Origin of the sequence: Arthrobacter sp. MW3 TE3886 (genome assembly GCF_041262145.1) — a bacterium.
In the GTDB taxonomy this organism is placed as follows: Bacteria; Actinomycetota; Actinomycetes; order Actinomycetales; family Micrococcaceae; genus Arthrobacter.
The window spans coordinates 2591852-2617799 of record NZ_JBGCAN010000001.1 but is presented as its reverse complement, the minus strand read 5'-3'; the positions used below and the strand labels follow the sequence as shown (position 1 = coordinate 2617799).

At 67.4% G+C, this 25948-nt stretch carries 21 protein-coding genes and 2 pseudogenes; 9 read left to right on the top strand and 14 right to left on the bottom strand.

Going from position 1 to position 25948, the window contains the following annotated elements; genetic code table 11:
* Window positions 1-49: 49 nt before the first annotated feature.
* The 3 genes from ABH915_RS11890 to ABH915_RS11880 form a co-directional block, all read right to left on the bottom strand.
* On the bottom strand, window positions 50-1006 hold the full coding sequence (locus ABH915_RS11890; RefSeq protein ID WP_018772893.1) for an SPFH domain-containing protein: 957 nt from the start codon (window positions 1004-1006) through the stop codon (window positions 50-52).
* An 89-nt stretch (window positions 1007-1095) separates the two neighbouring features.
* Window positions 1096-1557, bottom strand: a complete 462-nt coding sequence (locus ABH915_RS11885) for an NfeD family protein (RefSeq protein WP_370121467.1) — start codon at window positions 1555-1557, stop codon at window positions 1096-1098.
* A gap of 225 nt (window positions 1558-1782) precedes the next feature.
* Entirely contained in the window at window positions 1783-2649 is an 867-nt protein-coding gene (locus ABH915_RS11880) for a methyltransferase domain-containing protein (protein WP_370121464.1), read from the bottom strand.
* A gap of 167 nt (window positions 2650-2816) precedes the next feature.
* On the opposite strand from ABH915_RS11880, the gene ABH915_RS11875 reads away from it, so the two are divergent.
* Window positions 2817-4940, top strand: coding sequence for a prolyl oligopeptidase family serine peptidase (locus ABH915_RS11875; protein WP_370121461.1), 2124 nt, complete (start codon window positions 2817-2819; stop codon window positions 4938-4940).
* Here the strand turns inward: ABH915_RS11875 and ABH915_RS11870 are convergent.
* From ABH915_RS11870 to ABH915_RS11850, 5 genes and pseudogenes are all read right to left on the bottom strand, one after another.
* Window positions 4937-5647 carry a peptide deformylase gene (locus tag ABH915_RS11870; protein ID WP_370121458.1) on the bottom strand — a complete coding sequence of 237 codons (711 nt, stop codon included), beginning with the start codon at window positions 5645-5647 and terminating at the stop codon, window positions 4937-4939. The two genes, ABH915_RS11875 and ABH915_RS11870, sit on opposite strands and share 4 nt — an antisense overlap.
* Window positions 5648-5656: 9 nt before the next feature.
* Window positions 5657-6664 carry a hypothetical protein gene (locus tag ABH915_RS11865; protein WP_370121455.1) on the bottom strand — a complete coding sequence of 336 codons (1008 nt, stop codon included), beginning with the start codon at window positions 6662-6664 and terminating at the stop codon, window positions 5657-5659.
* Window positions 6665-6755: 91 nt separating this feature from the next.
* Window positions 6756-7934, bottom strand: a complete 1179-nt coding sequence (locus tag ABH915_RS11860) for an FAD-dependent oxidoreductase (RefSeq protein WP_370121452.1) — start codon at window positions 7932-7934, stop codon at window positions 6756-6758.
* A pseudogene (locus ABH915_RS11855) lies at window positions 7927-8625 on the bottom strand (class I SAM-dependent methyltransferase); the annotation flags it as partial. The gene ABH915_RS11860 and the pseudogene ABH915_RS11855, both read right to left, overlap by 8 nt.
* A gap of 162 nt (window positions 8626-8787) precedes the next feature.
* Window positions 8788-9942 (bottom strand): annotated as a pseudogene (locus ABH915_RS11850) (type III polyketide synthase); the annotation flags it as partial.
* Window positions 9943-10046: 104 nt separating this feature from the next.
* Here ABH915_RS11850 and ABH915_RS11845 point away from each other — a divergent pair.
* The 3 genes from ABH915_RS11845 (at window position 10047) to ABH915_RS11835 (ending at window position 13435) form a co-directional block, all read left to right on the top strand.
* Window positions 10047-10496, top strand: coding sequence for a helix-turn-helix transcriptional regulator (locus ABH915_RS11845; protein ID WP_370121449.1), 450 nt, complete (start codon window positions 10047-10049; stop codon window positions 10494-10496).
* A complete protein-coding gene (locus ABH915_RS11840; protein WP_370121446.1) occupies window positions 10493-10912 on the top strand; it encodes a VOC family protein in 420 nt (139 codons plus the stop codon). Before ABH915_RS11845 ends, ABH915_RS11840 begins: the two co-directional genes overlap by 4 nt.
* Before the next feature lie 108 nt (window positions 10913-11020).
* On the top strand, window positions 11021-13435 hold the full coding sequence (locus ABH915_RS11835; RefSeq protein WP_370121443.1) for an ATP-binding cassette domain-containing protein: 2415 nt from the start codon (window positions 11021-11023) through the stop codon (window positions 13433-13435).
* Window positions 13436-13648: 213 nt separating this feature from the next.
* Here ABH915_RS11835 and ABH915_RS11830 read toward each other — a convergent pair whose 3' ends face one another.
* The 6 genes from ABH915_RS11830 to ABH915_RS11805 all read right to left on the bottom strand — a co-directional run bounded on the left by ABH915_RS11830 (window position 13649) and on the right by ABH915_RS11805 (window position 20580).
* Window positions 13649-15448, bottom strand: a complete 1800-nt coding sequence (locus ABH915_RS11830; RefSeq protein WP_370121440.1) for a CocE/NonD family hydrolase — start codon at window positions 15446-15448, stop codon at window positions 13649-13651.
* An 18-nt stretch (window positions 15449-15466) separates the two neighbouring features.
* A complete protein-coding gene (locus tag ABH915_RS11825) occupies window positions 15467-16408 on the bottom strand; it encodes an MBL fold metallo-hydrolase (protein WP_370121437.1) in 942 nt (313 codons plus the stop codon).
* Complete coding sequence (locus ABH915_RS11820; protein WP_370121434.1) at window positions 16405-17337, bottom strand: alpha/beta hydrolase; 933 nt, start codon at window positions 17335-17337, stop codon at window positions 16405-16407. Before ABH915_RS11820 ends, ABH915_RS11825 begins: the two co-directional genes overlap by 4 nt.
* Before the next feature lie 4 nt (window positions 17338-17341).
* A complete protein-coding gene (locus ABH915_RS11815; RefSeq protein WP_370121431.1) occupies window positions 17342-18484 on the bottom strand; it encodes an FAD-dependent monooxygenase in 1143 nt (380 codons plus the stop codon).
* Window positions 18485-18562: 78 nt separating this feature from the next.
* On the bottom strand, window positions 18563-19516 hold the full coding sequence (locus tag ABH915_RS11810) for a phosphotriesterase (RefSeq protein WP_370121428.1): 954 nt from the start codon (window positions 19514-19516) through the stop codon (window positions 18563-18565).
* Complete coding sequence (locus ABH915_RS11805) at window positions 19513-20580, bottom strand: phosphotriesterase (RefSeq protein WP_370121426.1); 1068 nt, start codon at window positions 20578-20580, stop codon at window positions 19513-19515. Before ABH915_RS11805 ends, ABH915_RS11810 begins: the two co-directional genes overlap by 4 nt.
* Window positions 20581-20894: 314 nt before the next feature.
* Here ABH915_RS11805 and ABH915_RS11800 point away from each other — a divergent pair, with 314 nt between their 5' ends.
* The 5 genes from ABH915_RS11800 to ABH915_RS11780 are packed head-to-tail and all read left to right on the top strand — an operon-like array spanning window position 20895 to window position 25927.
* The gene (locus tag ABH915_RS11800) at window positions 20895-22625 is read left to right on the top strand and encodes an MFS transporter (RefSeq protein WP_370121423.1); all 1731 of its coding nucleotides are present in this window, start codon (window positions 20895-20897) and stop codon (window positions 22623-22625) included.
* A 54-nt stretch (window positions 22626-22679) separates the two neighbouring features.
* Window positions 22680-23852 carry a cytochrome P450 gene (locus ABH915_RS11795; protein ID WP_370121420.1) on the top strand — a complete coding sequence of 391 codons (1173 nt, stop codon included), beginning with the start codon at window positions 22680-22682 and terminating at the stop codon, window positions 23850-23852.
* Window positions 23849-24043, top strand: coding sequence for a ferredoxin (locus ABH915_RS11790; protein ID WP_018772872.1), 195 nt, complete (start codon window positions 23849-23851; stop codon window positions 24041-24043). Before ABH915_RS11795 ends, ABH915_RS11790 begins: the two co-directional genes overlap by 4 nt.
* Window positions 24040-25284 carry an NAD(P)/FAD-dependent oxidoreductase gene (locus ABH915_RS11785; protein ID WP_370121417.1) on the top strand — a complete coding sequence of 415 codons (1245 nt, stop codon included), beginning with the start codon at window positions 24040-24042 and terminating at the stop codon, window positions 25282-25284. Before ABH915_RS11790 ends, ABH915_RS11785 begins: the two co-directional genes overlap by 4 nt.
* A gap of 28 nt (window positions 25285-25312) precedes the next feature.
* On the top strand, window positions 25313-25927 hold the full coding sequence (locus ABH915_RS11780) for a TetR/AcrR family transcriptional regulator (RefSeq protein ID WP_018772870.1): 615 nt from the start codon (window positions 25313-25315) through the stop codon (window positions 25925-25927).
* Window positions 25928-25948 lie beyond the last annotated feature (21 nt).

Genomic DNA, 25948 nt, shown 5'->3' with positions numbered 1-25948 from the left:
CGGTCCGCACGGTCATGCCGGCTGGATCCGGTCCAGCGCGGGAGCAGGCTCAGGGCCGGTTGCCCTGGCCGTCGGCTGCCGCGGGCGGTGAGTACGGAGCAACGTCCGGCGTCGAGGCCGTCTGCTCCTGCACCGCGCCTGCACCCAGTACGCTGCCGATCCCTTTGAGCGCCTCGCCAACCTCGCTGGGAATGATCCACAGCTTGTTCGAGGACCCCTCGGCAATCTTCGGGAGGGTCTGGAGGTACTGGTAGGCCAGCAGTTTCTGGTCCGGGTTGCCCTTGTGGATCGCGTCGAAGACCTTCTGGATGGCCTGGGCCTCCCCGTCGGCCCGCAGGATCGCCGCCTTCGCGTCGCCCTCGGCTTTCAGGATGGAGGACTGGCGCTGCCCTTCGGCGGTGAGGATTGCGGACTGCTTGGTGCCCTCGGCCGTCAGGATGGCGGCGCGGCGGTCACGTTCGGCGCGCATCTGCTTTTCCATCGAGTCCTGGATGGAGTGGGGCGGATCGATCGCCTTGAGCTCCACCCGGGAGACCCGGATGCCCCAGCGTCCGGTCGCTTCGTCCAGGACGCCGCGGAGCTGGCCGTTGATCTGGTCGCGCGAGGTCAGCGCTTCCTCCAGGTTGAGGCCGCCAACCACATTGCGCAGGGTGGTGGTGGTCAGCTGTTCCACGGCCTGGATGTAGTTGGCGATCTCGTAGGTGGCGGCCCGGGCGTCCGTGACCTGGAAATAGACGACGGTGTCGATCGAGACCACCAGGTTGTCCTCGGTGATGACGGGCTGCGGCGGGAAGGACACCACCTGCTCTCGCAGGTCGAGCAACGGCAGCAAGCGGTCCACAAACGGGATCAGCAGGGTGAGTCCGGGATTCAGGGTGCGTTGGTATTTGCCCAGCCGTTCAACGACGCCGGCCCGGGCCTGTGGAATGATCCGGACCGACCGGACCAGCACAATAATGACGAACACAATTAGTACCAGCAGCACAATTGCGACTGCGATATCCATACATCACCTATTCCCCAGTTGTTTTGTTTTAGTCTCGCACCGGCAGTTCCGACGCCGGCGGGACGGCGGTTTCCGCCTTGCGGTGTCCCTTATTGGACAGCGGATTCCGGTTGCGGGGCCACGATCGCGGTGGCCCCTTCGATGGCGCTGACCACAGCCTGTTGCCCGGGCGCCAGCACTCCCGATTCGGACCGCGCACTCCAGACGTCCCCGCCAATCTTGACGAGCCCGCCGTTTTCGCTCACAGCCTCCATGACGACGGCGGATTCGCCGATGAGGCGTTCGATGTTGGTGCGCCGATCCGCCGGGCCATGGTGGAGATGCTTGAGGGCCACCGGCCGGACGAAGCCGATCATGAGCAGGGACACCACGCAGAAGGCGATAATCTGCAGCCACGGATCGGCGCCGGCAAAGTCCGCCACCAGCCCGGCGAGGGCGCCGCCGCCGAGCATGATGAAGAACAGGTCGAGTGTGATCATCTCGACCACGGCAAACAGGAGAAAGAGTGTGAGCCACAACGCCCACCAATTCTCGATCAGCCATTCAGACATCAATTCCCCCTTGAGTCCCGGGAGCTGCAGGCACAGTTCCCCAGTACTGTGATTCCATCCTAAGCGGAAGGGCAATAGCTGGGACCGGCGGCCGGGAATTGATGATCAAAGTGGCCAAGTCGTTATTTCGCGGGCCGATTCCCCGCCCTGGTCTTCCGCGCCGGTTCCCTTCCCGGGGGTAGTTTCAGGGCGTCCCGGACGGCACCCGGCGATGCGGCGGAATCGTCAGCGGATGGGTTGAAAAACACTGATCCGGAAGCGGGCCGTGACAGCGGTCCGCTCCGGAAGCGCGGCCTCGAGGGCAGCGAGTGCGGCACGGTCCAGGTGGTGGCCGGCCGGTCCCATGTAGGCCAGGTTGGCGACGTCGCGCGGACCGAGGGCCAAAACCAGGTCCAGATCAGTTGCCTCGACGGGCGTGAAGTGCTGGCCCAGCGACGCGGCGAGCCGCTCGTCTTTGGCCGGCTCGATCCCCAGCATCCCGGCCGGCCCGGCAACCTCCGCCAGGTGGCCGGGCCGCGGCGTGACCACGACCAGGCGGCCGCCGGGGCGGAGCACCCGGGCGAACTCAGGCGCGTTGCGCGGCGCAAAGATCACGGTGACGACGTCGACGGCGTTCTCCGCCACCGGCAACGGCTGCCAGACATCCCCGACCACGTTCAAAGCCTCGGGGTTCAGCCTGGCTGCACGGCGCAGTGCGAACTTGGAAATGTCCAGGCCGATTGCCGCGGCCGGAACACCGTCAGCGGCCCGGTCCAGCATGGCCCTGAGGTAGTGGCCAGTACCTGTTCCGGCGTCGAGCACGAGGGGCCGGCCGGCGGGGGTTTCCCGGAGCGCCGGTGTGGCGAGCCCGGCAACGGCATCGGCCAGCGGCTGATAGTGCCCTGCGGAGAGGAAATCGAAGCGGGCCGCCACCATGTCTGCGCTGTCGGCTTCAAAAACTGTCCCCTTGCCGACCAGGAAGTTGAAGTAGCCCTGCCTGGCCGCGTCAAAGCTGTGGCCGGCGCCGCACACAAGAGTGCGGGCGCCGCCGGTGAACCGGAGGCCATTGCGGCACACCGGGCACAAGAGGGGAAGATCGGCGGTGGCAGGCATAGCTTTCATCCTATGCGCGGGTCCGGTGCCCGCCGCGCGGCGCGGGCGCCGGGGACCGTGCACCCCGGTCAGGGCGCGGCGGACAGGGCACCCCGCGGCATGCCGCGCCGCACCGGCGCAACGTGAGGTGTTTCACAGCGGCCGCGCCACGGGCTAGGCTCGCACTCGTGAAATCTGAACATCTTCCGCTGCTCAATTCCGTGTCCGCCCCGGCCGTGCACCCCGACGGTTCCCGCGCCGTGGTTTCCGTGATCCGCCCGGACTTCGATGCCGACGCCTACGTGGGCCAGCTGTGGACCGTGCCCCTGGGCCCGGATGGCCCGGACTTCAACAACCCGGACTTCAACAACCCGGACTTCAACAACCCGGACTTCAACAACCCGGACTTCAACAACCCGGACCGGAAGCCGCGCCGGCTGACCCGCGGCTTCCGCGACACGGCACCGGACTTTTCACCTGACGGCCGGGCCCTTGGGTTCCTGCGTGCAGCAGCCGGCGGAAAGCCGCAGCTGTTCGTGGTGGAAGCCGCCGGCGGCGAACCCCAGCTGTTGACGGCGGCCCCGCTGGGGGTCAGCTCCTTCACGTGGTCGCCTGATTCCACCAGCATTGTCTTCAGCGCCAGGACGCCCGATGAGGGCCGGTACGGCAGCGTCGACGGCGTGGGTGCGGGCAGCGAGGACGCCCGGCTGATCACGGATTTCCAGTACCGGATGAACGGTCTTGGCTACACCGCCGACAAGCCGTTGCAGCTCTTCATCCTCGAGGTGCCGCAGCTTGGCGCCGAGCCGAAGGTGGCCCCGGCCGGACGCGCCCTGAAAGCCCTCGGCACCGCGGCGGACTCCGCGGAGAATGCAGCCGGGCTGCTGCCGGCCGCCAAACAACTCACCACCGCTGCAGCGGACCACAACGGGGCCAGCTTCAGCGCCGACGGCGGCACCATCTACTTCACCGCGGCCCTGCACGATGGGCGGGACACGGACCTTGTCAGCGGAATCTACGCGATTCCCGCCGTCGGAGGGCAGCCTCAGGCCGTGCTGCCAGCCAATACCGGACGGCATAGCATCAGCGCCGTGCGCCAATCCGCGGATGGGCAGTGGCTGTTCTTCCTCGCCCAGGACCTCGGCGCATCCGGCCGGGACTTCGTGGCCAGGAACACCGCCCTCTACGCGATGCCTGCCGCCGGGGGAGAAGCCACGGCGCTCAGCGATGCCGAGACGCTGGACCTGTCCGGCGGCAGCTGGATCGAGCTGCGCGGCGGTGCGGGGGCCCTGGTGCTGAACAATGCGCGGGGAACCGTGGAGGTGCACGAGTTCCTCGCGACGGGCGGCCACACCGTCCTCCTGGAAGGCAATCGGGTGGTGACCGGCGCCGCGGAAGGCGGCGGGAGGCTTGTGGCGAGTTTCAGCGATTCGACCACGGCCGGTGATCTGGCCGTGCTCGAGGGCGGGCAGGTACGCCGCCTGACGGACTTCTCCGCCCAGCTGCGGAGCGTGGCGGGGATCAGTGAGCCGCAGGAACTGACTTTGCCCTCGGCCGACGGGTACCCGGTCCATGGCTGGCTCGTGAAGCCCGCGGGCCCGGGCCCGCACCCGGTCTTGCTGAACATCCACGGCGGCCCTTTTGCCCAGTTCAGCGGGGCGTTGTTCGACGAAGCGCAGGTTTATGCGGGGGCCGGTTACGCCGTGCTCATGTGCAATCCGCGGGGTTCGGCCGGCTACGGCCAGGCACACGGCCGGTCCATCAAGGAACGAATGGGAACAGTGGACATGCAGGACGTCCTCGCGTTCCTTGACGGTGCAGTGGAGAAGTTCGAGGACCTGGACGCCGCCAATGTCGGCATCATGGGCGGATCCTACGGCGGCTACCTGACGGCATGGACCATCAGCCACGACCACCGTTTCCGAGCGGCCATAGTCGAGCGTGGTTTCCTGGACCCCGTGAGCTTCACGGGTTCTTCCGACATCGGCTGGTTCTTCGGCGGCGAATACACCGGCCCGTCGGCGGAGCAAATGGCGGCCCAGAGTCCCATGGCGCGCGTGGAGCACGTCCGGACGCCATCGCTGGTGATTCACAGCGAGGAGGACCTCAGGTGTCCCGTGGAACAGGGGCAGCGATACTTCACCGCCCTGAAGCAGCAAGGTGTCGAGACCGGATTCCTGGTCTTCCCGGGCGAGAACCATGAGCTGTCCCGATCCGGCACGCCGCACCACCGTAAGCAGCGGTTCGATGAAATCCTGAAGTGGTGGGCCCGCTACCTGCCGTCCGCAACGAATCCGGCACCGCAGCCTTAGTCTGCAGCGCCAGTCTGCAGCCCCAGTCCGCTGCCCTCGTCCTCGGCCGGGTCCGGCAGGAACCCGAGTTCCTGCCGGGCGAGGCTGATGTCCGGTTGGGCCCAGCGGGCGGAGTATTCGGCATTGTTGCTGATGGAGCGCAGCTCGGCCCGGTCAAGGAAGAGGATCCCGTGCAGGTGGTCGGTTTCATGCTGGACAATCCGGGCTTGCCAGCCGGAGAAAGTCTGTTGGAGTTTCGTCCCGTCCGGCGCGGTGAAGTCGAGCTGGACTGATTCCGGCCGCACCACGGCTGCCTGCAGGCCTCCAATGGAGAGGCAGCCTTCGTAGAACGCCACGGACTTCGCGCCCAGGGGACGATAGCTCGGGTTCAGCATGGCAAAGAACGGCAGCGGTTCGCGCCCGCGGACGGCAGCGACGTCGGGATCGACGTCGAACTGGTCCTCCAGGACGGCGAGCTGCAGCGGTATCCCCAGCTGCGGGGCCGCGAGGCCCACACCCGGGGCCTTGTGCATCACGCTGCGCATGAGGTCGATGAGGTGACCGAGTTCGGCATCAGTCAACTGGCCATCGTACGGCGCCGCCACGTGCCGGAGCACCGGATGTCCGGCCTGGATAATCGGCGGAAGGATGCCCGCGCTCAGGATCTCCTGGACAGTCTCGCTTATCCGGGCGGCGCTGAAGTCGGTGGGCCTGGCGTCAAAGGGCATGCCCCCAGACTACTGGCGCCCGCAGGCCTTTGTAACAAAGTCGTAAATGCGGTTGCGAAGCTGGTTGCCGGCGTCGATCTTCAAAATTCCCTCGCGGCCCGCAACGCTGACCTGCAGCGGTAGGAGCGTGCCCACCTTGTCTTCGGCCACTGCATGGGGATCGCAGCGGGAGGGCCTGATGCCGAGGCGTACTTCGGCCGGGGCCCCGCCGGCGCGGACCGTCACCGACCGGGGCCACGGGTCTTGTCCGGCCTCCGCCAGCAGGGTGGTTTCCTCGATCCGGTCAATCACCAGTTCACCGGCGCCTCCGGCGGCGCGCGGTTGCAGCAGCAGACGCACGACGGCGGTCCGGCCATCCGCGGCGACCTCAAGGTCCTGGGCCAGCGCGATCGTGGCGACGGCCGAGGCTTCCCGGGCCAGGCACAGCTCCGAATTGTTCCGTGCCAGGACGCCGAACGGGTCTGCCGCCGGGGCCATGGCCGGGACCGGCACGGCTCCTTCCGGTGTGGCCAGCCGCAGGGATACACGGGCGTCTCCCGCACCCCCGGAGGTGGCTCCCGCCCCGGCTTCGGGCCCGGCTCCAGGTCCCGTTTCAGGCGCCGCCGGGCTGCCGCAATCCGGGGCGGGCAGCGGCGCCGGCAGACTCTTGGGCTGTCCGGGCGGCAGCTCGATCCCGCCGGTTCGGGCGGGCCAGGTGATTGGGGCCGCGAAGAGAGGGCTGGTCAGTTCCGCGCCGAGGACCGTCAGGGCGTGGCCGGTGGTGTTCGTGAGCTGGATTTCGATGATCTGCTTGCTGTAATTGTCGCGGAACTGGCTGATTTCCGCGGTCACAGGGCCTGTGGAGATCGAGGTCGCCGACGCCGCCGCGGTTGCCGGGGACGCGGTGCCGCCGACCGTCCCGGTGCTGCATGACGCCGCCGTGCCCAGCAGCACCGTGGCAGCCGCTGCCCGCAACCCCCAACGGGATGCGGCGCCGCGCGTCACAGGAAGTCCGCGCGTCACGGGAAGTCCGTCCATGCGCACAGTCTATTCCGGGGCAAACCCGCCACACGGTGGCGTCACACTGGCCGCGGCAGGAGGGGCTTTGGATCGCAGACGCCTGCGCTGCCTACTGCATCGTGAAACGGCGGGCGATCAGGGAATTCACCGCAGGAACTGCGGCCACGCCTGCGATGCCACGGTTCCGCAGCGCCAAGAGACGGTCCGTGAGGGGCCGGCCCAGGGCCATGTTGATTTCGGCCTGGCGTGCCGCCCTGGCCGCCGCCCGCAACCGGGTCCGTTCAAAGGTCCTCAGGGCGCCTCCCACCTCCTGGCCGCGCACGGCCGCCGACACGATCGGTGCCAGCGCGGCCGCATCCAGCCAGCCCAGGTTCATGCCCTGCCCGCCGATGGGGCTCACCTCGTGGGCCGCGTCCCCGATCATCACCACCCGTCCGGCCAGCATCCGGCGGGCCAGGCGCGTGCGGACGCCGAAGCGGCTGAGCATGCTGTTGGTCCCGGCGTCGATGTCGAAACCCGTCCGCTCGCGCACGCAGCACATAAGCCACCGCGCGTCCGCGCCGGGACGGCCGGCTGATGGTCCGCCGGCTGCAGGTCCGCCGGCCGCGGCGTCGCCGGTGCCCAGCCGGACCACCCAGCGGCGGAGCCGGCCAGGCAAGGGGAACGACTCCACGATGCCGGCGCCGGAGAGGAACAGTGCGGCGTCCGGACCGAAACCGGTCCCGTCCGCAAAGTCACCCATGAGGTAGCTGTCCGGGTACTCTTTCACGCGCAGGTCGATGCCCTGCAGGGCCCGCACGGTGGAGCGCACGCCGTCGGCGGCGATGACCAGCGGCGCCGAATAGCGCAAGGTGCCACTTCCGGAGTCGGCTTCCACGCTGACCCGGCCTCCGTCGTCGGAGAGCCGGGTGAGGCGGACGCCGCGGTGCAGGGCGCCGTCGCCGAGCTCGTTGACCCGCCGTTCCAGGTGCGCCTCAGTCCGGGCCTGGGGCAGGGACAGCACGAACGGAAAGCGGTCCGAGACGCCGGCAAAGGACATCCGGGCGAGGCACTTTCCGCCGGCCAGCGCCATGCCGCCGCGGATCTGGACCCCCTCGGCAACCAGGTCCCCGGCAACGCCGGCTCCCGCGAGCGCGGCCAGCGCCGGTGGATGGATGCCGATGGCACGCGACTGCGGTTCCGGTGCGCTCCGCTGTTCCAGGACCTGCACCTCCACGCCGTCCTGCAGCAGCAACGCCGCCATGAACAGTCCCACCGGGCCGGCACCGATGATCAGCACGTCAGCCATTGGCAGCGGCCCTGTCCGGGTGGCCGCCGTCGGGAGTGCCGTGCAGCAGCAGGTTGCGGAAGGGGGCGTGGCGGGCAGCCGTCCAGCCCGGGGGAGCGGCGGCGGCCAGCTCCGCGGCGGTGTAGCTTCGCCGGATGGAGGTCAGCCCGTCCCGGCGGATGTAGGAACCGGTGAGCACCCAGGAGCCGGCGAAGAACAGCGCGTAGGCGGCGGGGCTGCGGCGAATGTCGTTGTGGACCACGGTGCCACGGGACAATTGGGCCGACTCGGCCAGGAACGCTTCCAGTTCGTCAAGGTGGTGCAGGACGTGGTTGGACACCACGAGGTCGTACCGGGTGCCCTCTTCGAGCAGCTCCGCACTGGCCGCCTGGCGGAACGTCACGTCCGCCGTCGCGTGGCGGGCGCGGGCGAACAGGATCGCCCGCGGATCCGGGTCAATGGCGGTGACCTCCAGACGCAGTCCGTCCCGGGCTGCCCAGCGGGCCAGCAGCACGGAAACGTCGCCCCCGCCGCACCCGATATCCAGCAGGGACGTTGCGGAGGCGGTGGACAGCCGGGGCCGGATCCGGGTCCGATAGATGCCGCGCCAGCCGGCAATGGCACGGTTGACGAGCGCAAATTGGGCATACGTGCGCTCCAGGCGGCCAGGGTCGCAGCCCGGCAGGTCCATTTCCTCGATGGCGTCTGACGCGCGGTCCCGCAGGAGGGCGGACCGAAGGTGTTCCGGGCCCTGCTTCGCGCTGAACGGTTTCAGCGTGGCCGCTTTCAGACCCGCACCGCTACTGACGGCGCTGATACCGCCGGTTCCGCCGATTGCGCCGCTGGCTCCTGCCGCGGAACCGCGCCGGGGCCGCGGGGCAGCCAGCCGGGTGAAGAGCGCCGTCTCAACCGTCAGGCCCGGGCCGAAGGCCATGGAGCAGATCCGTTCCGCTCCGGGGCCAGCGTCGTCTGCGGCGTCGTCCGCTGCCGGCAGCTCGAGGATGTGCTTGAGGACGAACAGGACGGTGGCGCTGCTCATGTTGCCGAAGTTCCGGAGGGTTTCGCGGGCCGGGACCAGCTGCTCGTCGCTGAGCTCCAGCCTGGACTGGACCTTGTCCAGAATGCTCCGCCCGCCCGGGTGGATGCCCCAGTGCTGGATCTCCCGGTAGGGGAGCCCCAGCAGCGAGCTGTCGCGGGACAGGAGCGGTTCGAGCGCGCCGATGATGTGGTCATCGATGATGTGCGGGACATAGTTGCCCAGCACCATCTCGAAGCCCTCGTCGCCGATGTTCCAGGCCATCGAGTCCTCCCCGACGGGCGTCAGGACGGTTTCGAAGTGGTCCAGCCGCAGCAGGGCAGGTTCGCCAGGGATGTCCCGCGCGGTGATGATGGCCGCCGCGGCGCCGTCGGCGAACAAGGCCGATCCCATGATGGTGTCCGGATCATTGGAGGTCCGGACGTGAAGGGAGCAGAGTTCGGCGCAGACCACCAGCACCGTCGCATCCGGATCCGCCTCGCAGAAGGACTTCGCGGCCCGCAGCGCCGGGAAGGCTGCATAGCAGCCCATGAAGCCGAGGTGGTACCGCTGGACGGCCGGGTTGAGGCCGAGGGCACGGACAATCTTGTAGTCCGGGCCGGGATTGAAGAATCCGGTGCAGGAGACCGTGATCAGGTGGGTGATGTCCGGCGCATCGACACCCGGACAGGCCTCCAAGGCTTTTTGGGCGGCCTCAATGAAGAGCTTGGTCGCCTCCGTGGCGAAAATGCCGTTGCGGATTTTGGTGCTGGGGCTGAGCACCAAGCCGGTGGCGGGGTCGAAGAACTGAGGGTTTTCCGCCTGGCTGTCCGCCGTGAGTTCCTCCACCGCCGTGTGCCGGGTGTCGATGGCTGCGGAGTCAAAGCACGTGTTGACCAGCCGGGATCCGAGCCGGGTGAGGCCCGGCTGGGCGGCGAACACGGCCCTGGCCTCGGGCTGGACCAGGATGGTTGGCGGAACTGCAGTTTCCAGTGACCTCAGGTAGACCGTCATGGTTCATTCTCAGTGAGCCCGCCGCCAAAGACAATGGAATGGCCGGAGATTCGGGGACACCTCCGGGCTGGACAACCTCGGCCAGTCGTAGCACGATCGCACATGTGACCAGCAAACCCGACCGGGCGCAGCACTTGCGCGACCTCGCGCGGTTGCGCCGCGTCCGTGACCGAATGGACCGGGAGTACGCACAGCCGCTGGATGTCGAGGCCCTCGCCCGCGGCGCCCACATGTCCGCCGGGCACCTCAGCCGCGAGTTCCGGCTGGCGTACGGCGAGTCGCCGTACAGCTATCTCATGACGCGGCGCATCGAACGCGCGATGGCCCTGCTGCGACGCGGCGACCTGAGCGTCACCGAGGTCTGCTTCACGGTCGGTTGCTCGTCGCTGGGCACCTTCAGCACCCGTTTCACCGAACTGGTTGGCGTGCCGCCCAGCGTCTACCGGCGCGAGGCTGCCCGTGCAACCGCAGGGATGCCCTCCTGCGTCGCGAAACAGGTCACCAGACCGGTCAGGAATCGAGAAGTGCCGGACCCCGAACCGCAACTAGCATGATTTTCATGGACATCAACATTCACGCGAGTTTCCTTCCACACAACGATCCCGACGCCGCCTTGGCCTTCTATCGGGACACCCTCGGCTTCGAGGTCCGCAACGACGTCGGCTACGGCGGGATGCGCTGGATCACGGTCGGCCCGGCCGGCCAGCCGGGCACATCAATCGTCCTGGAGCCGCCGGCCGCCGATCCCGGCGTCACGGACGAAGAGCGCCGCACCATTGACGAGATGATGGCCAAGGGCACCTATGCGCGCATCCTCCTGGCCACCAAAGACGTCGATGCCACCTTCGAGCGGCTGCAGGCCAATGGCGCCGAGGTGGTCCAGGAACCGACAGAGCAGGCCTACGGGGTGCGCGACTGTGCCTTCCGCGATCCCGCGGGCAACCTGATCCGCATCCAGCAGCCGCTCTGAGCTGTCCGCCGCCCGGGACCGCCGGACCAGGTGCCAGCTGGTTAGATAGAGCCAGTCGACGACGACGGGGACCGTTTGGGGCTGCCCCGCCTTACAGATGGAGACACGATGAGCATTGCCACGAGCACGGACACGCAGTCGCCTGCGCTGCATGAAGCGGACAGCCACGATCTGATCCGCGTGCAGGGGGCACGGGAGAACAACCTCAAGGACATCAGCGTCGAGATCCCGAAGCGCCGCTTGACGGTGTTCACCGGCGTGTCCGGCTCCGGCAAGAGTTCGCTGGTGTTCGCCACCATCGCCGCTGAATCGCAGCGGATGATCAACGAGACCTACAGCGCGTTTGTGCAGGGCTTCATGCCCAACCTGGCGCGGCCCGAGGTGGACCACCTCGAGGGGCTGACCACGGCGATCATCGTTGACCAGGAACGGATGGGCGCCAACCCCAGGTCCACGGTCGGCACCGCCACCGACGCGAACGCCATGCTCCGGATCCTCTTCAGCCGCCTGGGCATGCCCCGCATCGGGCCACCGACCGCCTTCTCCTTCAACGTCCCGACGCGCAAGGCGAGCGGGGTGATGAGTACCGAGAAAGCCGGCGGCCGGGTGGAGCGAAGCGTGGTGCGCGATGTGGTCTACCTGGGCGGCATGTGTGCGCGCTGCGAGGGCATGGGCTCGGTGTCCGACTTCGACCTCACCGCGTTGTACGACGACAGCAAGTCCCTCAGTGAGGGTGCGCTGACGATTCCCGGCTACAGCATGGACGGCTGGTACGGCCGGATCTTCAGCGGCGCCGGCTTCGATATGGACAAGCCGATCGCGAATTTCACCAAGAAGGAAATGCACGACCTCCTCTACAAGGAGCCCACCAAGATCAAGGTCGAGGGCATCAATCTGACCTACGAGGGCGTGATCCCGAAGATCCAGAAGTCGATGCTGTCAAAGGACGTCGACGCCATGCAGCCGCATATCCGGGCCTTCGTGGAGCGCGCCATCACGTTCCAGACCTGCCCCGAGTGCGACGGCACCCGGCTGAGCCCGGAGGCCAGGTCCGCGAAGATCCACGGCAAGAACATCGCCGACCTGTGCGAGATGCAGATCAGCGACCTCGCCGCATGGATCCGCGAGCTCGACGAGCCTTCGGTCGCACCCCTGCTGAAAGGCCTGCAGCATCTGCTCGACTCGTTCGCCGAAATCGGGCTGGGTTACCTCTCGCTGGCCCGCCCGGCGGGCACCCTGTCCGGCGGAGAGGCGCAGCGCACCAAGATGATCCGGCACCTGGGCTCGTCCCTCACGGACATCACCTACATCTTTGATGAGCCGACGATCGGCCTGCACCCGCATGACATCGAGCGGATGAACCAGCTGCTGCTGCAGCTGCGGGACAAGGGCAACACTGTGCTCGTTGTCGAGCACAAGCCGGAGACCATCGCCATCGCCGACCACGTCATTGACCTTGGCCCCGGCGCGGGCACCGAGGGCGGCAACGTGTGCTTCGAGGGAACCGTGGAGGGCCTGCGGGCCAGTGACACCATCACCGGCCGCCACCTCGATGACCGGGCCAAGGTCAAGGAATCGGTGCGAAAGCCCTCAGGCGCGATGGAGGTGCGGGGTGCGTCGACGCACAACCTCAAGGACGTCGACGTCGACGTTCCGCTCGGCGTGCTGTGCGTGGTCACGGGGGTCGCGGGTTCGGGCAAGAGCTCGCTGATCCAGGGCTCGGTGGCCGGCCGCGACGGTGTGGTGGTGATCGACCAGGGCGCCATCAAGGGATCCCGGCGCAGCAACCCTGCGACCTACACGGGCCTTCTCGAACCGATCCGCAAGGCGTTCGCCAAGGCCAACGGCGTCAAGCCGGCGCTGTTCAGCTCCAACTCAGAAGGTGCCTGCCCGACCTGCAACGGCGCGGGCGTCATCTTCACCGAACTCGGCGTTATGGCCACCGTCGAGTCCACCTGCGAGGACTGCGAGGGCAGGAGGTTCCAGGCGTCAGTCCTGGAATACAGGCTGGGCGGGCGCAACATCGCCGAAGTGCTGGCAATGTCGATGACCGAGGCCGAGGATTTCTTCGGTGCAGGCGAGGCGAAGACACCGGCGGCGCACGAAATCCTCGACCGGCTCGTCGACGTCGGGCTCGGCTACCTCACCCTCGGCCAGCCGCTCACCACGCTGTCCGGTGGCGAGCGGCAGCGCGTCAAGCTCGCCACCCAAATGGCGGAGAAGGGTGATGTCTACGTCCTCGACGAGCCCACCACCGGCCTGCACCTCGCCGACGTCCAGAACCTGCTGGGCCTCCTCGACCGCCTTGTGGACTCCGGCAAATCGGTCATCGTCATCGAGCACCACCAGGCGGTCATGGCACACGCCGACTGGATCATCGACCTCGGTCCCGGCGCAGGGCACGACGGCGGCCGGATCGTTTTCGAGGGCACGCCCGGCAGCCTCGTCGCCGCCCGCTCCACCCTCACCGGCGAGCATCTGGCGGCCTACGTCGGTTCAGTGCCTGAACACAGCATCAAGTGAGCGAGTGTGGTGAGGCAGGGGACTAATCTGGGGACGTGGCAAGCATTCGAGACGCTCAAAGGCAAATGACCCGCCGGCTTTTTCTCGACAAAGGGCTGCAGCTTTTCGAGGAGAAGGGGTTCGCCGCCACTACAGTGGATGACATTTTTGAGTGAACCGGCAACGCCAGGGCATAGTCTGTTGGCTGCGCCCTGGCGTTCAGGTGCCACGGCATCAGTGCGCCTGGTCTTCCGCCGGCTGGCCCTCCGCAGCCTGGCCCTCCGCAGCCTGGCCCTCCGCCGCCTGGCCCTCCGCCGGCTGGCGGGAGGTGAACGGCAGGACCAGCCTGGACTGGTGGGCGGCGTCGCGGTAGATCTTGTGGGTGACAGGCCGGCCCACCGGCAGGTGGAAGGCATCCGGCGGCAGCAGCGAATTGTGCTCGTCGGCGAGCGGCTCGCCGTTTGACAGCTCCACGGTCAGCTTGTGACCTGGCTTGAACGTGTTCGCGAACGGGTAGAGGCGCAGCACGTACTCCTCGATCGTTCCCGGTTCCACCGGCATGGAGCGGGTGTGCGGGTGGTACGGGTTGCCCTCGGTGGTCCGCCCGTCCAGCTCGCGGTGCGAGGCCTTGAGGTAGCCGCTGGTGATCAGCTGGCGCTTGCCGTTGGGTGCGTAGTCCCACAGGCGCAGGATGAAGTTCGTGTCCGGCTGGTCGATCTCCGCAAAGATGTGTGCGGCACCGGCGCCGATCAGCTCCGTGTCCTCCTCGAACGGCTCCGTGGACCAGCTCAGGATCTCCACCTTGTCCGTCACAGTCAGTGGAGCCTGGTAGAACCCGTCCGGGGCGGCGTACTCGGCCCCCATCAGCTCGGGCTCGGTCGACAGCTTGTGGCGCGGGCGCAGATACAGGGACGTGTATTTGATGTCCTTCGGCGGCCACGCCTCCGCGGTCACCACCTCGCGGGAGCCCTCCACGAAGACACTCACGGCCGGCTCGTCCATGACGCCGCTGTCGATGCCCTTGATCCAGTAGTCGTACCACCGGAACATCTTGTCGTGCTCCTCGATGAAGGGGCGCGACTGCATCGGCGGGTAGGGGCCGATGTCCAGCTTCTTCGGGCCCTTCAGCTCGTTGAACAGCTCGATGGTGCCGTCCAGGGTCCAGCCGCGGCCCTGGTCCAGCTGCAGCCACACCGGGATGTCGATATTCGGGGCCAGCGTGATGGGGTTGCGCTCCTCGTACCAGTCCCCGTCGAGCTCGTTCATCACGATGTCGAACCAGGCCTCGTGGTTCTTCGGATAGTTGAGGACGTGGACCAGGTTCGGCCACGCGGCGACGTCGGGATCCTCGAGGCGCTGGGCGACAAGCTTCTTCAGCTCCCCGGGGGAGTACTTCTCGATCATGCGCGACTTGACGCCGTCGGTGAATGCCCAGCCGGAGTCACCGCCGCGGCCCTCGCGGGCGGCCCGCGGCATGAACCACATGATGCCGCCGTGGTAGGTGGTTTCGTAGAAGTCGTAGTGGCCGCCGCTGACGAAGATCGCCTTCAGGTGTGGCGGGCGCTCGGCCGCGGCCAGCACCTGCATGGATCCGAAATAGGAGATCCCGACCATGCCGACATTGCCGTCGCACCAGGGCTGCTCGGCCACCCACTCGATGAAGTCGTAGGCATCCTGGCCCAGCGAGACACCGCCGGCGTTGTAGTTGCCGATGTGCTCGCCGCCGGAGTGGCCGGAGCCGCGGAGGTCGCCGATGACGTGGACGTAGTCCTCCTTGACGATGCGGGCAATGTCGCCGGCCTCGATGCAGCCGTCCCACATGGGGCTGGGGCGCCGCTGCGGCGGGGTGGTGAGGGCCAGTGCCTGCAGTTCCTTGCCGTAGGGGCTCAGCGCCACCAGCGCCGGACGCGGCCTGTCCTCGGTACCGTGATAGGCGTCCGCGGCGAGCTCGACGCCGTCCCGCATGGGGACCCGGAGGTCCTTGCGGACGGCGATCTTCTGCCCACCGGCGTCGATTGTCTGATACTCATTCATGATTGCGGGACTCCTCAGTTAAGACGTCTGGTTGAACTGCGTGAGATGGCCGTGCATCGTGGTGAAGAACGGGGACGGTTCCAGTGTGGGGTCCCCCGTGTAGCCGAGTTCTTCGGCCACCGGCGCGAAGGGGGAGTACACCGAATCGGACTCCCGCAGCCCCGCGTGAAAGTACCGGCGGACGGCGGCGTCGATCCTGGCCTCGAGGTCCATGCTGCCCTGCAGGGCATTCCGGGCCGCCTCACGGTCCAGTTCAACGCCGTACGGCACGCCGTCCGCGCCCCGGTACGGGTGCCCGAGGTAGAGATGCTGCGGCCGGACCTCGTCGCGCAGGTACCGCAGGCTTGAGCGGTAGGCGGCCGGATCCTCGTAGCCGGGGAAGCCGTTGGCAGCCCCGTGGATCTGCACGGCGTCGCCGACGAAGACCGACTGCTGGCCGTCGATGACGTACGCGACGGACCCTGCCGTGTGGCCGGGGATGTGGTGGACCGAGACGGTGACGTCCCCGCCCAGGGAGAGGGTCTCGCCGCCCCTAACCAGCATGGTCGGCTCCATTTCGCCGGAGATGACATGGTTCGCTGCTTGTGTCTGCTCCTCGACGGCATGCGGATTGTCGATGTACTGCTGGCGCACGGCCACGTACTGGTCAACGTGCGCTCGCCGGGAGCGCAGCAGAGGTGCGTCGGCCTCGTGGATCACGACCCTCGCGCGCCGTTCGGTGAGCTCCCACAGGGCGCGCGCCCCGCCCAGATGATCGATGTGGCCGTGGGTCAGCAGGATCCAGCGCACGTCCTCGATCCGGCGGCCGATCGCCTCCAGTGCCGGCACCATGCCTTCGGCGGGCGAGGACGCGATCCCGGTGTCGACGATGGCGGGCTCGGGAGCGTCGATGAAGAAGCTGTAGAGTCCGAACCGGCCCCACGGCGAGACCAGGGGATGGACAGCGACTGGCTCCGTCATTGCCCGGCCCTCGCGTTCAGGAAATCGCCTGTCTCTTCGAAGGCCCGGTAGAACTCCGGGATCCAGGAGAAGTGCTGGACGAAGCCGTGGTTGGCCCCCGCGTAGCGGCTGACCGAAGCGGCGATGCCGGCCTCCGCCAGTCGCTGGCCGTAGCGTTCGCCCTCATCGCGCAGGGGATCGTACTCGGCGGTGATGATGAGGGCCGCGGGCAGGCCAGCGAGGTCATCGCGCTTGATGGGCGAGACGAGTGAGTCCGCCGGGTCCGCACCGTTCTCAAGGTAGAAGGAGTTGAACGGTTTGAGGCCCGCCGTCTCCAGGCCGTATCCCTCGGCGTTCTCCCGCAGCGAGGCGTAACGGTCGACGTCGAAGTCCAGGTCCAAGGACGGGTAGAAGAGGACCTGGTGCGTGATCCGGTCAAACCCGTCGTCGTGGGCTTTCGCGGCGACGGCGGCCGCGAAGTTGCCGCCCGAACTGTCGCCGGCGATGGCGAGGTTTTTCCCGTCCCAGCCCAGGCGCGTACCCTGCTCGGCGGCCCAACGGACCACCCCGTAGCAGTCGTCGAGGCCGGCAGGGAAAGCAGCCTCGGGCGCCAGGCGGTAGCCCACCGAGATGACCTTGTAGCCGGTTTCCTTGGCCAGGGCCCGCGCGACGTGGTCGTGGGTGTCCAGATTGCCCAGGAAGAACGCCCCGCCGTGGAGGTACACCAGAAGCCCATACGCGTCAGCCTCGGCCGCCGTGTAGATCCGCACGGGCACCTCGCCCGACGGCGTCACCGCAGTGGCGTCCTCGACAGAGTACAGCGCCAGGCGCTCCTCCAGTGGGGGAACCTGCGCGGCCTCGCCGGCGCGCATGGCCTCGGGGTTCAGCGGCGAACCGTCGGGCGCCGGCAGGGTGCTGAGGATCTTGGCGATTTCGGGATGGAGGGTCATGGGATCAGGCTTTCGACTGTGCTGGTGCGTTGACGGTGGCGGGCTTCTGGGACGTGGGCTTTTGTCCCGGGAAGACATCATTGACCTCGTCCACGGTCCACCCCTGACGCGAGATGCGCTGCAGCTCGTCCGTTACCGGCTTACGGGTTGCCTGGAACAGGGCCAGTGCCTCCTTGACCGAGCCGGCCTCCGCCAGGGCATCGGCGAGCGCGCCGGCATCCTCGATGGCCGAGTTGGCGCCCTGGCCCTGGTGGTGCAGCATCGAGTGGGCCGCATCGCCCATGAGCACGACGGAGTCCCTATGCCAGGTGTCAACCGGGTCGATGTCGTAGACGGCGCGGATGTTCACGGTGTCCATGTCGAGGCCGCGGGCGATGTTGACGATCCGCTCGTCGAAGCCCTCCACCGTCGCCACGAGGTCGTCCTTCGTGATTGCGGGGGCCCAGGTGCTGTCCGGGCACAGTGCGGTGATGTCGAAGGACATCTGGTTGCGGTGGCGCAGCGGCAACAGGTAGACCTTCGTGCCCCGGCCCATGTACATCCGCAGGTTGTCGTCCACCACCATGCCGTGGGCGTCGTCGGCGGAGATCACAGCGCGGTAGGCGTGTTCGCCGGAAAACACCGGGCCTTTGTTGCTGAAGAGCTGCTCGCGCACCACGGACTTGATGCCGTCGGCGCCCACCACCAGGTCGGCCTCGACCGTCTTGCCGTTGGTGAAGGTCAGGACGGAGCGGCCGCCCTTGTCCTCGATGGTCTCCAGCTTGTGGCCAAGGTGCACCATGCCCTCCGGCAGCACGCTCAGGAGGGCCTCGATGAAGTCGCCGCGGTGGATCAGGTGGGTCTGGGTCTGCTCGCCGAACTCCGGCCAGGTGTCCTTCATGATCGGGTCACCCGTGGCGGTGAGGATTTCGAAGTAGTCGCTCGGCGAGCTGACTTTCGCGATCGTGTCGAAGATGCCCCACTGGCGGAACCGGTGCATGGTGGCGGGGCGCAGCCCGATGCCGGCGCCGACCTCCCTCATCTGGGATGCCTGTTCGTACACGGTGACGTCGGCACCGAGCAGGCTCAGGGCCTTGGCCGCCGCTGCGCCGCCGTACCCCGCGCCGACGATGGCGATGTTGAGGTTCTTGATGTCTTCAGCCTTCATGGTTCATCTCTTTCTTGACTCTTTCTGGGCCCGGGCCATGTCTGGGGGAGCGGGCAGGTTGTGGTGGCCTGTCCGGGATCAGGCGTGAAGCGCCAGGAAGTCGGCCGGGTTGTCCTCGAGCAGGAGTTTGAGGGTGGCGTCGTCGATGCCGGCCGCGCGCATGTCGGGGATCATGTCCTCGAAGATGTAGTTGATGGTGTGGCCCCTCACGCCCGGCCAGCCCAGCGGGCTGCAGTTCGCGTCGGCCGAGACGAGGAGCTTGTCCGCATAGCCCTTGTTCACCAGGTTGACGAAGTGCTGCATGCGTTCGGCGCGTTTGCGGCCCCAAAACGGCGGATCCGGCAGCTCGAGGTCGTAGCCGAAGGTGTCGAAGCCGATGCGGCCGCCCTGCTCGTAGATCCAATCGTGCGGGGTGATCGGAGCGTTTAGGCCGTCGTCGGCGTGGCCGAAGAGCACGCGGTCCAGCCGGAGGCCCTCTTCGTTGAAGATGGTCACCGCCGGTTCGGGGTCGATGGCCAGGTGGGTCAGGATGGGTGCTCCGGTGACGACGGCGGCGCGGGCCGCGGCCCGGTAAATGCGCTTGTCCAGGTCCGTCATGCGTCCGCCGCGGCTCACGCCGACCTTGATGACGCCGGCTTTGGCGCCTGTGTTGCCGATGCCGACGGTGATCTCGTGGATGAACACCTTCGTGAGGTAGTCCACGGTGGCGCGGGAGAAGTGCGGCAGGGCGGTGTCGCCGCCGACGAAGCCGGTGCAGGCAACGATGTGCACGCCCGTCTTCTGGGACAGGGACTTGTAGTAGTCGACGTCGCGGCCGTTGCAGATGCCCGTGGCGTCCACGAAGGTTCCGCCGCCGTATTCGCGGAACTTCCGCAGCTTTGGCACGGTTTCCTCGTAAGCCTGCTCCGGCGACTTCCACCACTTGGTGTCCAGTTCAGACCCGGGCATGCCGTAGCCGATGTGTTCGTGGACCGCCACGATTTCCAGTTCTTCGGCCGGGATGGTTCCCAGCACGGTGTTGACCTTGGTCATTCGTTCACCTCAGGGGTTCGAAAGGCTTGATGTGTGTGGGGGCCGACGCGTGCCTGGCGCACGGTCAGCAGGTTGCGCGGGTTGTCCACGAGGATGCGCTGGGCGTCTTCTTCGCTCAGGCCGCGGGCCTTGAGGAACGGCACGAACGTCGTCAGGACGTGGCTGTAGGGCAGGTTGTACTCCGGCAGGCCCTTGGCAACGCCGATCGAGTTGCCCGACAGGATGATCCTGTCGGCATGGCCGGCCTTGACGAGCCCGAGCACCAGTTCGGCGCGATCGTGGTCGGTGAGGTAGTCCGGGTGGTCGTTCAGGCCCACGTGGTCGATGCCGACGAAGGCTCCCCGGCCGGCCACCGCAATGGCGGAGCCGGCGGCGTCCTTGCGGTCCAGGTCGCCGACGATCACCCGGTCGGCTCCGATCTGCTCGTCCAGGACGATGTCCAGATCCTGCAGGGCATCGGCGCCGAAGCGGATGGAGACCGGGACACCGGTGTTCCTGGCGGCGCGGGCGGAGCCGCGGAACAGGCTTTCCTCGGTCGGGGTCATGCCGGCACGGTCGGCAACGGTCGCGACAATCCCGGCGGCGGCGCGGCGCTCGACCCGGGGAACCACCATCCCCTCAGTAACCTCCTTGCCGAAGAGATCGCCGAACTTTTCGGCCGGCCACGGGGTGGGCGGGTTGGTCTGCGGCGTCAGGAAGTATCCGCCGAGTTCTTCCTCCGGGCCCAGGCCCGTGGAGGCGACGATGTGGACGCCGGTGGAGCGGGACAACGCCTCGTAGAGCTTGAGGTCGCGGCCGTGGAACATGCCGGTGCTGTCGACGATCGTCTGGCCGCCGTGCGCGCGGAAGTCCTTGAGCTTGGCCGCCAGGGCCTCGAAGATCTCCGCCCGGTCCATGGGGATGTCCGGTGCGTACTGGGCGCCCGGGACCACCGACAGCAAGGCCTCGTGGAGCGCGACGACGCCCAGTTCCGAGGCGGGGACGGGACCCAATACCGTATTGACGGTTTGCCCGGTGGAGGCGTGGAACGCGCCACCGCTATCGACGGGTTTGGTGTGACTCACTTGGCTTCTCCCTTGAAGATCGGGTGCTGACTGTAGGGCGCCGCGGTGTCTGACCGTGCCGTAGCCCCGTTGCGAGGTAGCCAGCATCACATTTTTCTTTACAGCATGTCAAGAAAACATTCGAAGCGTAAGCGTGGAAAGGATCGGAGCGTTCACGAAAACAACGTTCAGTAAATGTTCTTGACATTCTGTAAACCTTGACACCAGACTGTGGGGAGCGCCACACCCACTTCCGCCTGCCGGCTCCTGCTCCGGTAGGGCACTAGCCCTGGCGCTTCACCGGAGAATCGACCGGAAACAAAGGAGTTTCATCGATGAGTCAGACAATTTCGGCGCCGAGCCGCAGCTCGGTTCGAGCCACCTTCATAGCCGCTTACAGCGCCGTCACGCTGGCCCAAATCACGAATGCACTGCCTGGCGCCCTCAACGGCACCTTTGCCGTGGAATTCCACACCTCGGGCGCAGGCCTGACCTGGATCGCAGGCATGTTCATGATGGGCATCGTGGTGTTTGAGCTCAGCTGGGGGCTCCTGGGCGACCTATTCGGACGCAAGAAGCTGCTCTACGCGGGCGCTGTGGTCAGCGTCGTCGGCTCCGTGCTGGCAGCGCTGGCGTCCACCACCGAGATGATGATCGCGGCGCAGGCGGTGGGCGGCATCGGGGCGGGCATACTCTTCCCCATTTCGCTGTCCATGATCGCGGCCATCACCCCGGACCATCGCGCCCGGGCGAAAGTTATCGCCACCTGGGCCGGGTTTCTGTCCCTTGGTGCAGTGATCTCGCCGATGCTGGCAGGCCTGACGGCACAAGCCTTCACCGTGGCGGGTCCCGCGGCGGGCGCCCCCAACACCTTCAGTGGATGGCGCGTTGCCTATTACATTGCCGCCGCGATCGCCGTCGCCGTCCTCATCGTCGCTGTCCGGGCGCAGGACTCCGCAGCAGCCGACGGACGCAAGTTGGACATCCCCGGCCAGATCACGCTCGCGCTTGGCCTGATCGCTGTCCTCTTCGCCACCGTGCAGGCGGTCGACGCCGGATTCGGCAGCACCGAGGTGATCGCAAGCTACATCGCGGGCGGCACTCTCCTGGTCGCCTTCGTCATCATCGAAACACGCACCCGGCAGCCGCTCATTCACCTGTCGCTGTTCAAGAACAGCGCCTACTCAATCACGGGAGTTGTTGCCGTCACCGGCATGTTCGCTTTCCTCGCGGTCTGCTACAGCACCAGCGTCGCCGTCGGCGGACTTGCCCTCGCCGAAGCCTGGAAGGTCGGCGTGCTGTTCGTCTTCATCCAGGGCCCGGCCTTCGCCTTCATCCCGGTGGTGGGCTGGCTCATCCACCACGTGGCCCCGCGCTGGGTGCTCACCGCGGGCTTCGCATTCATGGCCGTCTCCGCCTACTGGCTCTCGACGTTCTCCCTGGGCACGCCGGAAGCCTTCGGCGGAACTCCCTGGACGGCCTTCATTCCGCCGCTCCTGCTGTTGGGCATCGGGTTCGCGCTCACGGTCGGCTCCATCACTGCCGTGGCCATCAACACCGTGCAGCCGCAGCACATCGGCATGGCCTCTGCCACGACCAACCTCCTGCGCGACCTCGGGTTCGCCCTGGGCCCTGTCATCGGCTCAGCCATCGCCTTCGGAATCGGCGCCACCGTCTTCGCGGCACCCCTCGCCGGGATCCTCGGCGGTTTAGGGCTGCCGGCCGACGCCGTCGCAGGACTCTCGAACGTGCCGCCATTGGGCTACCTCTCAGGCTGGGATGGCGTCATCGCGCAGTTCTCCGGCCAGGCAACGGCCAGCGGCGCACCGGCCCAGGCCGTCGACGGCATGGTCAAGGCCCTCGGCTCCGCGCAGCAGCAGATCCAGGGCGTGGCCGGGACGTCCCTTGGCCAGGGCTTCCAGGCCGTGTACCTGGCCGCGGGCATCGCGGCGGCCCTCTCCGCCATTCTTACCCTCTTCATCTCCGCACGTTCCTCGGCACCTTCGCCGGATGCCATCGCGGAGACCTCGAAAACCACCCAAGCCAATGCAGAAGCGATCGTCTAAGCCTGACGGCCTCCGGCCCCGGGCCGACCACCCACCATCAATAAGGAGAACACCATGACTGCACCCACCGAATCCGGCATCGACATCTGGGACGACGACGTCCTGGTCGACCCATACCCCACTTACGCCGCGCTCCGCGAGCAGGCAGCAGTGGTCCACCTCCCCAAGAACGACATGTACGTCCTGACACGCTACGACGTCATCCGCGACGCACTCGGTGATCCGGAGACCTTCTCGTCCACAAGCATCGGTTTCAACCCCATGGTGAACGAGGCCCTGCAGGGCACCTCCCTCGCATCCGACCCGCCCATTCACACGCAGCTCCGCGCCACGCTGTCACAGAACCTCACCCCCCGGGCGCTCCGCGGGCTGAAAGTCGTCATCGACGAAAAGGCGGACAAGCTCGTCGCCGAGCTCGCCGCCAGCGGCAGCTTCGAGGCCATCGATTCCCTGGCCCGGGCCTTCCCGATGGAAATCGTTGCCGACCTCATTGGCTTCAGCGGGCACGTCAAGGACAACATGCTGCGCTGGGGCAAGGCCGCTATGCAGGTCCTCGGCCCGCTGAACCAGCGCACCCAGGAGAGCTTCCCGATCGCCGGCGAGCTCTACGGCTGGTGCTCGTCGGTCACCGCAGAAGATCTCACACCCGGCTCAATCGGCCGAGGTATTTTCGATGCCGAGACGCGCGGCGACATTCCCCAGGGCTCTGCGGGGCACATCATCCACCAATACCTGGGAGCCGGCGTTGATACGACCATCGCGTCAATCGGGAACATCATTGCGCTGTTCGGCCGCCACCCGGAGCAGTTCGAACTGGTCCGGAGGAACCCGGAACTGGTCCCCGCAGCGTTCGCCGAAGTGCTGCGGTACTGGGCCCCGGTCCACATATGGGGCCGCAAGGCCATGCGCGACGTGGAGATCGAGGGCGTCACGATTCCCGCAGGCGCCCAGGTGGGCATCCTCTTTGGGGCCGGCAACCGGGACCCGCGGCACTACGAGGATCCCGACACCTTCGACGTGCTGCGGAACCCCGTGGACCACCTGTCCTTCGGCTACGGACCGCACGGCTGCGCCGGTCAGGGCCTGGCGAAACTTGAAGCGCATGCGATCATTGAGGCGCTTGCCCGCAGGGTGAAAACGCTGACGATCTCCGACGAGGTCCGGGAGCCGAGCAACATCACGCGAAGCCTCGAATCGCTCCAGGTCGCCAAGGTGGTGGCAGCATGAGGATCCACCTCGACCGGCCGCGCTGCGAGGGACACGGCCTCTGCGAAGAAGCCGCGCCGCGGCTGATGCACCTCGACGATGACGGCGAGCTGGTACTCGACGTCCCGGACGTGGAAGGGGCTGACCTGGACGCCGCGAAGGCGGCGGTAAGGGTCTGCCCGGTTGCCGCACTGCGATTGGCCGCGGCATGACGATGCGAAAAATCGTGGTGGTCGGCAACGGCATCGCCGGACTCACGGCCTGCGACTCGCTGCGCTCGGCCGGCTTCGACGGTGAGCTCACTGTCGTGGGCGCGGAGCGCCACCAGCCCTACAGCCGGCCGGCCCTCTCCAAAGCGCTGCTGCACGCTGTCGAGGAGAACAGTGCCGACGGAAACGGTGACGGTGGACTCCAAGCGCATGTGCTCCCCGAGCCGACCCACAATGCAACGGAGCTGCTCGGGGTCAGCGCCACGGGCCTGGACGTCGAGGCCCGGATTGTGCGCCTGGACGGGGGAGGGGAGCTGGCGTATGACGGCCTCGTCATAGCTTCGGGTTCCCGGGCCAGGCGCCTCGACGCGGGTGCGCGAAGGACGCAAAAGAAGGGTACAGCGCAACCGCAACAGGACGGCCACCTCCGGGAACTCACCCTGCGCACCATCGAGGATGCGTTCCTTCTTAAGGAACGCGTCGCATCGCGCCCCTCGGTTATCGTGATCGGCGGCGGAGCACTGGGCATGGAGGTCGCGTCCGGTTGCGTGCACGTGGGCTGCGAGGTCACCCTCGTCGCCGACGTCAAGCCCCTGGCGCGTCAGCTCGGCGACCATCTGGCGGACATCTTCACCTCCGCCGCCATCCGGCGCGGACTGCGGGTGGTTGGCGGCGGGAAGGCCCGGCTTGTCGATCACGGTGCCGGGGTAAAGGTGGTCCTGGCCAACGGCACCGAGCTGGAAGCTGATCTGGTGGTCACCGCCATCGGCGACGAGCCGAACACCGGCTGGCTCGCTGGCTCGAACCTCCTCGTCGACGGACAGCTGCGGGTCGATTCGCGCGGCAGGCTCCGGCCGGACATCGTCGCCGCCGGCGACGTGGCGTCCTTCCCGACCCGCCGCGGGGTGGAACGGGTGCCCCTGTGGACCAGCGCCATCGACCAGGCCAAGATCGCTGGCGTCGGTCTGCTCAGGGGTGACGCGGCGCCCGAGTTCAATTTCCAGCCGTACTTCTGGACGGAGGCATTCGGCCTCTCGCTCAAGTCGGTGGGCTTCGCGCCGGCCCTCGGGGCTCCCGACTACTGCGAGCCCGGCGGGGGTGCGGACTCGATGCTGCTTCGCTGGGACAACGCGGACGGTTCCGGCACCGCCGCTGCGATCAACTACCGGATCCCCGTCCCCAAGCTGCGCCGGTTGGCCGACGCCGGTCCGGCCGCGCTGCGTGCGGCGCCCGCTCGCGCCTGACGCCGCGCAACACCGTTAGGATTGATCCATGTCGTCGTTGCGAGAAGCCCAGAAGCAGCTGACCCGTGACGTGATCGTCGAACGGGCGCTGGAACTCTTCACCGAGAAGGGCTACGCCGCTACGACGATCGATGAGATCGCCGCTGCGGCCGGTACCACCCGGGTGACTTTTTACGCCTACTACCCTACGCGCAGCGACCTGATGCGGGACTTCATGGCGCGCGTCAATGCCGTGCTGGACCGCGCGGACGGCCCCGACCGGGGATCGACGGCGGCAGACCTCGTCGACGTCGTCCGCGCAGGCGAGCTGCCGGGCATCCTGGCCTGGCTGGAGTCGCGGGCGGCGCTCTGGCCGGTTTTCCGCCCGTACCTCGACGTGCTCGAGGAGGCCGCCGCCGTCGATCGCGAGGTGCGCGCCTTAGTCGAGGGATGGCATGAGGAGGTCATCTCCGACCTCGTGCGCGGGATGGAGCTGGCAGGGCGCTTCTCCGAGGAGACGCACCACATTCGCGGCACCCTTGCCTTCACCTCGCTCGACTACGTGGCCACGCTCTGGACACGACGGAAGTTTGAACCAAACCGCGAACACGCCCTCGAGGTGCTCGCCGACAACTGGTACCACCTGCTCTGCGACGAAGGCTAAGCCCGCCGTCGCAGAGCGGCT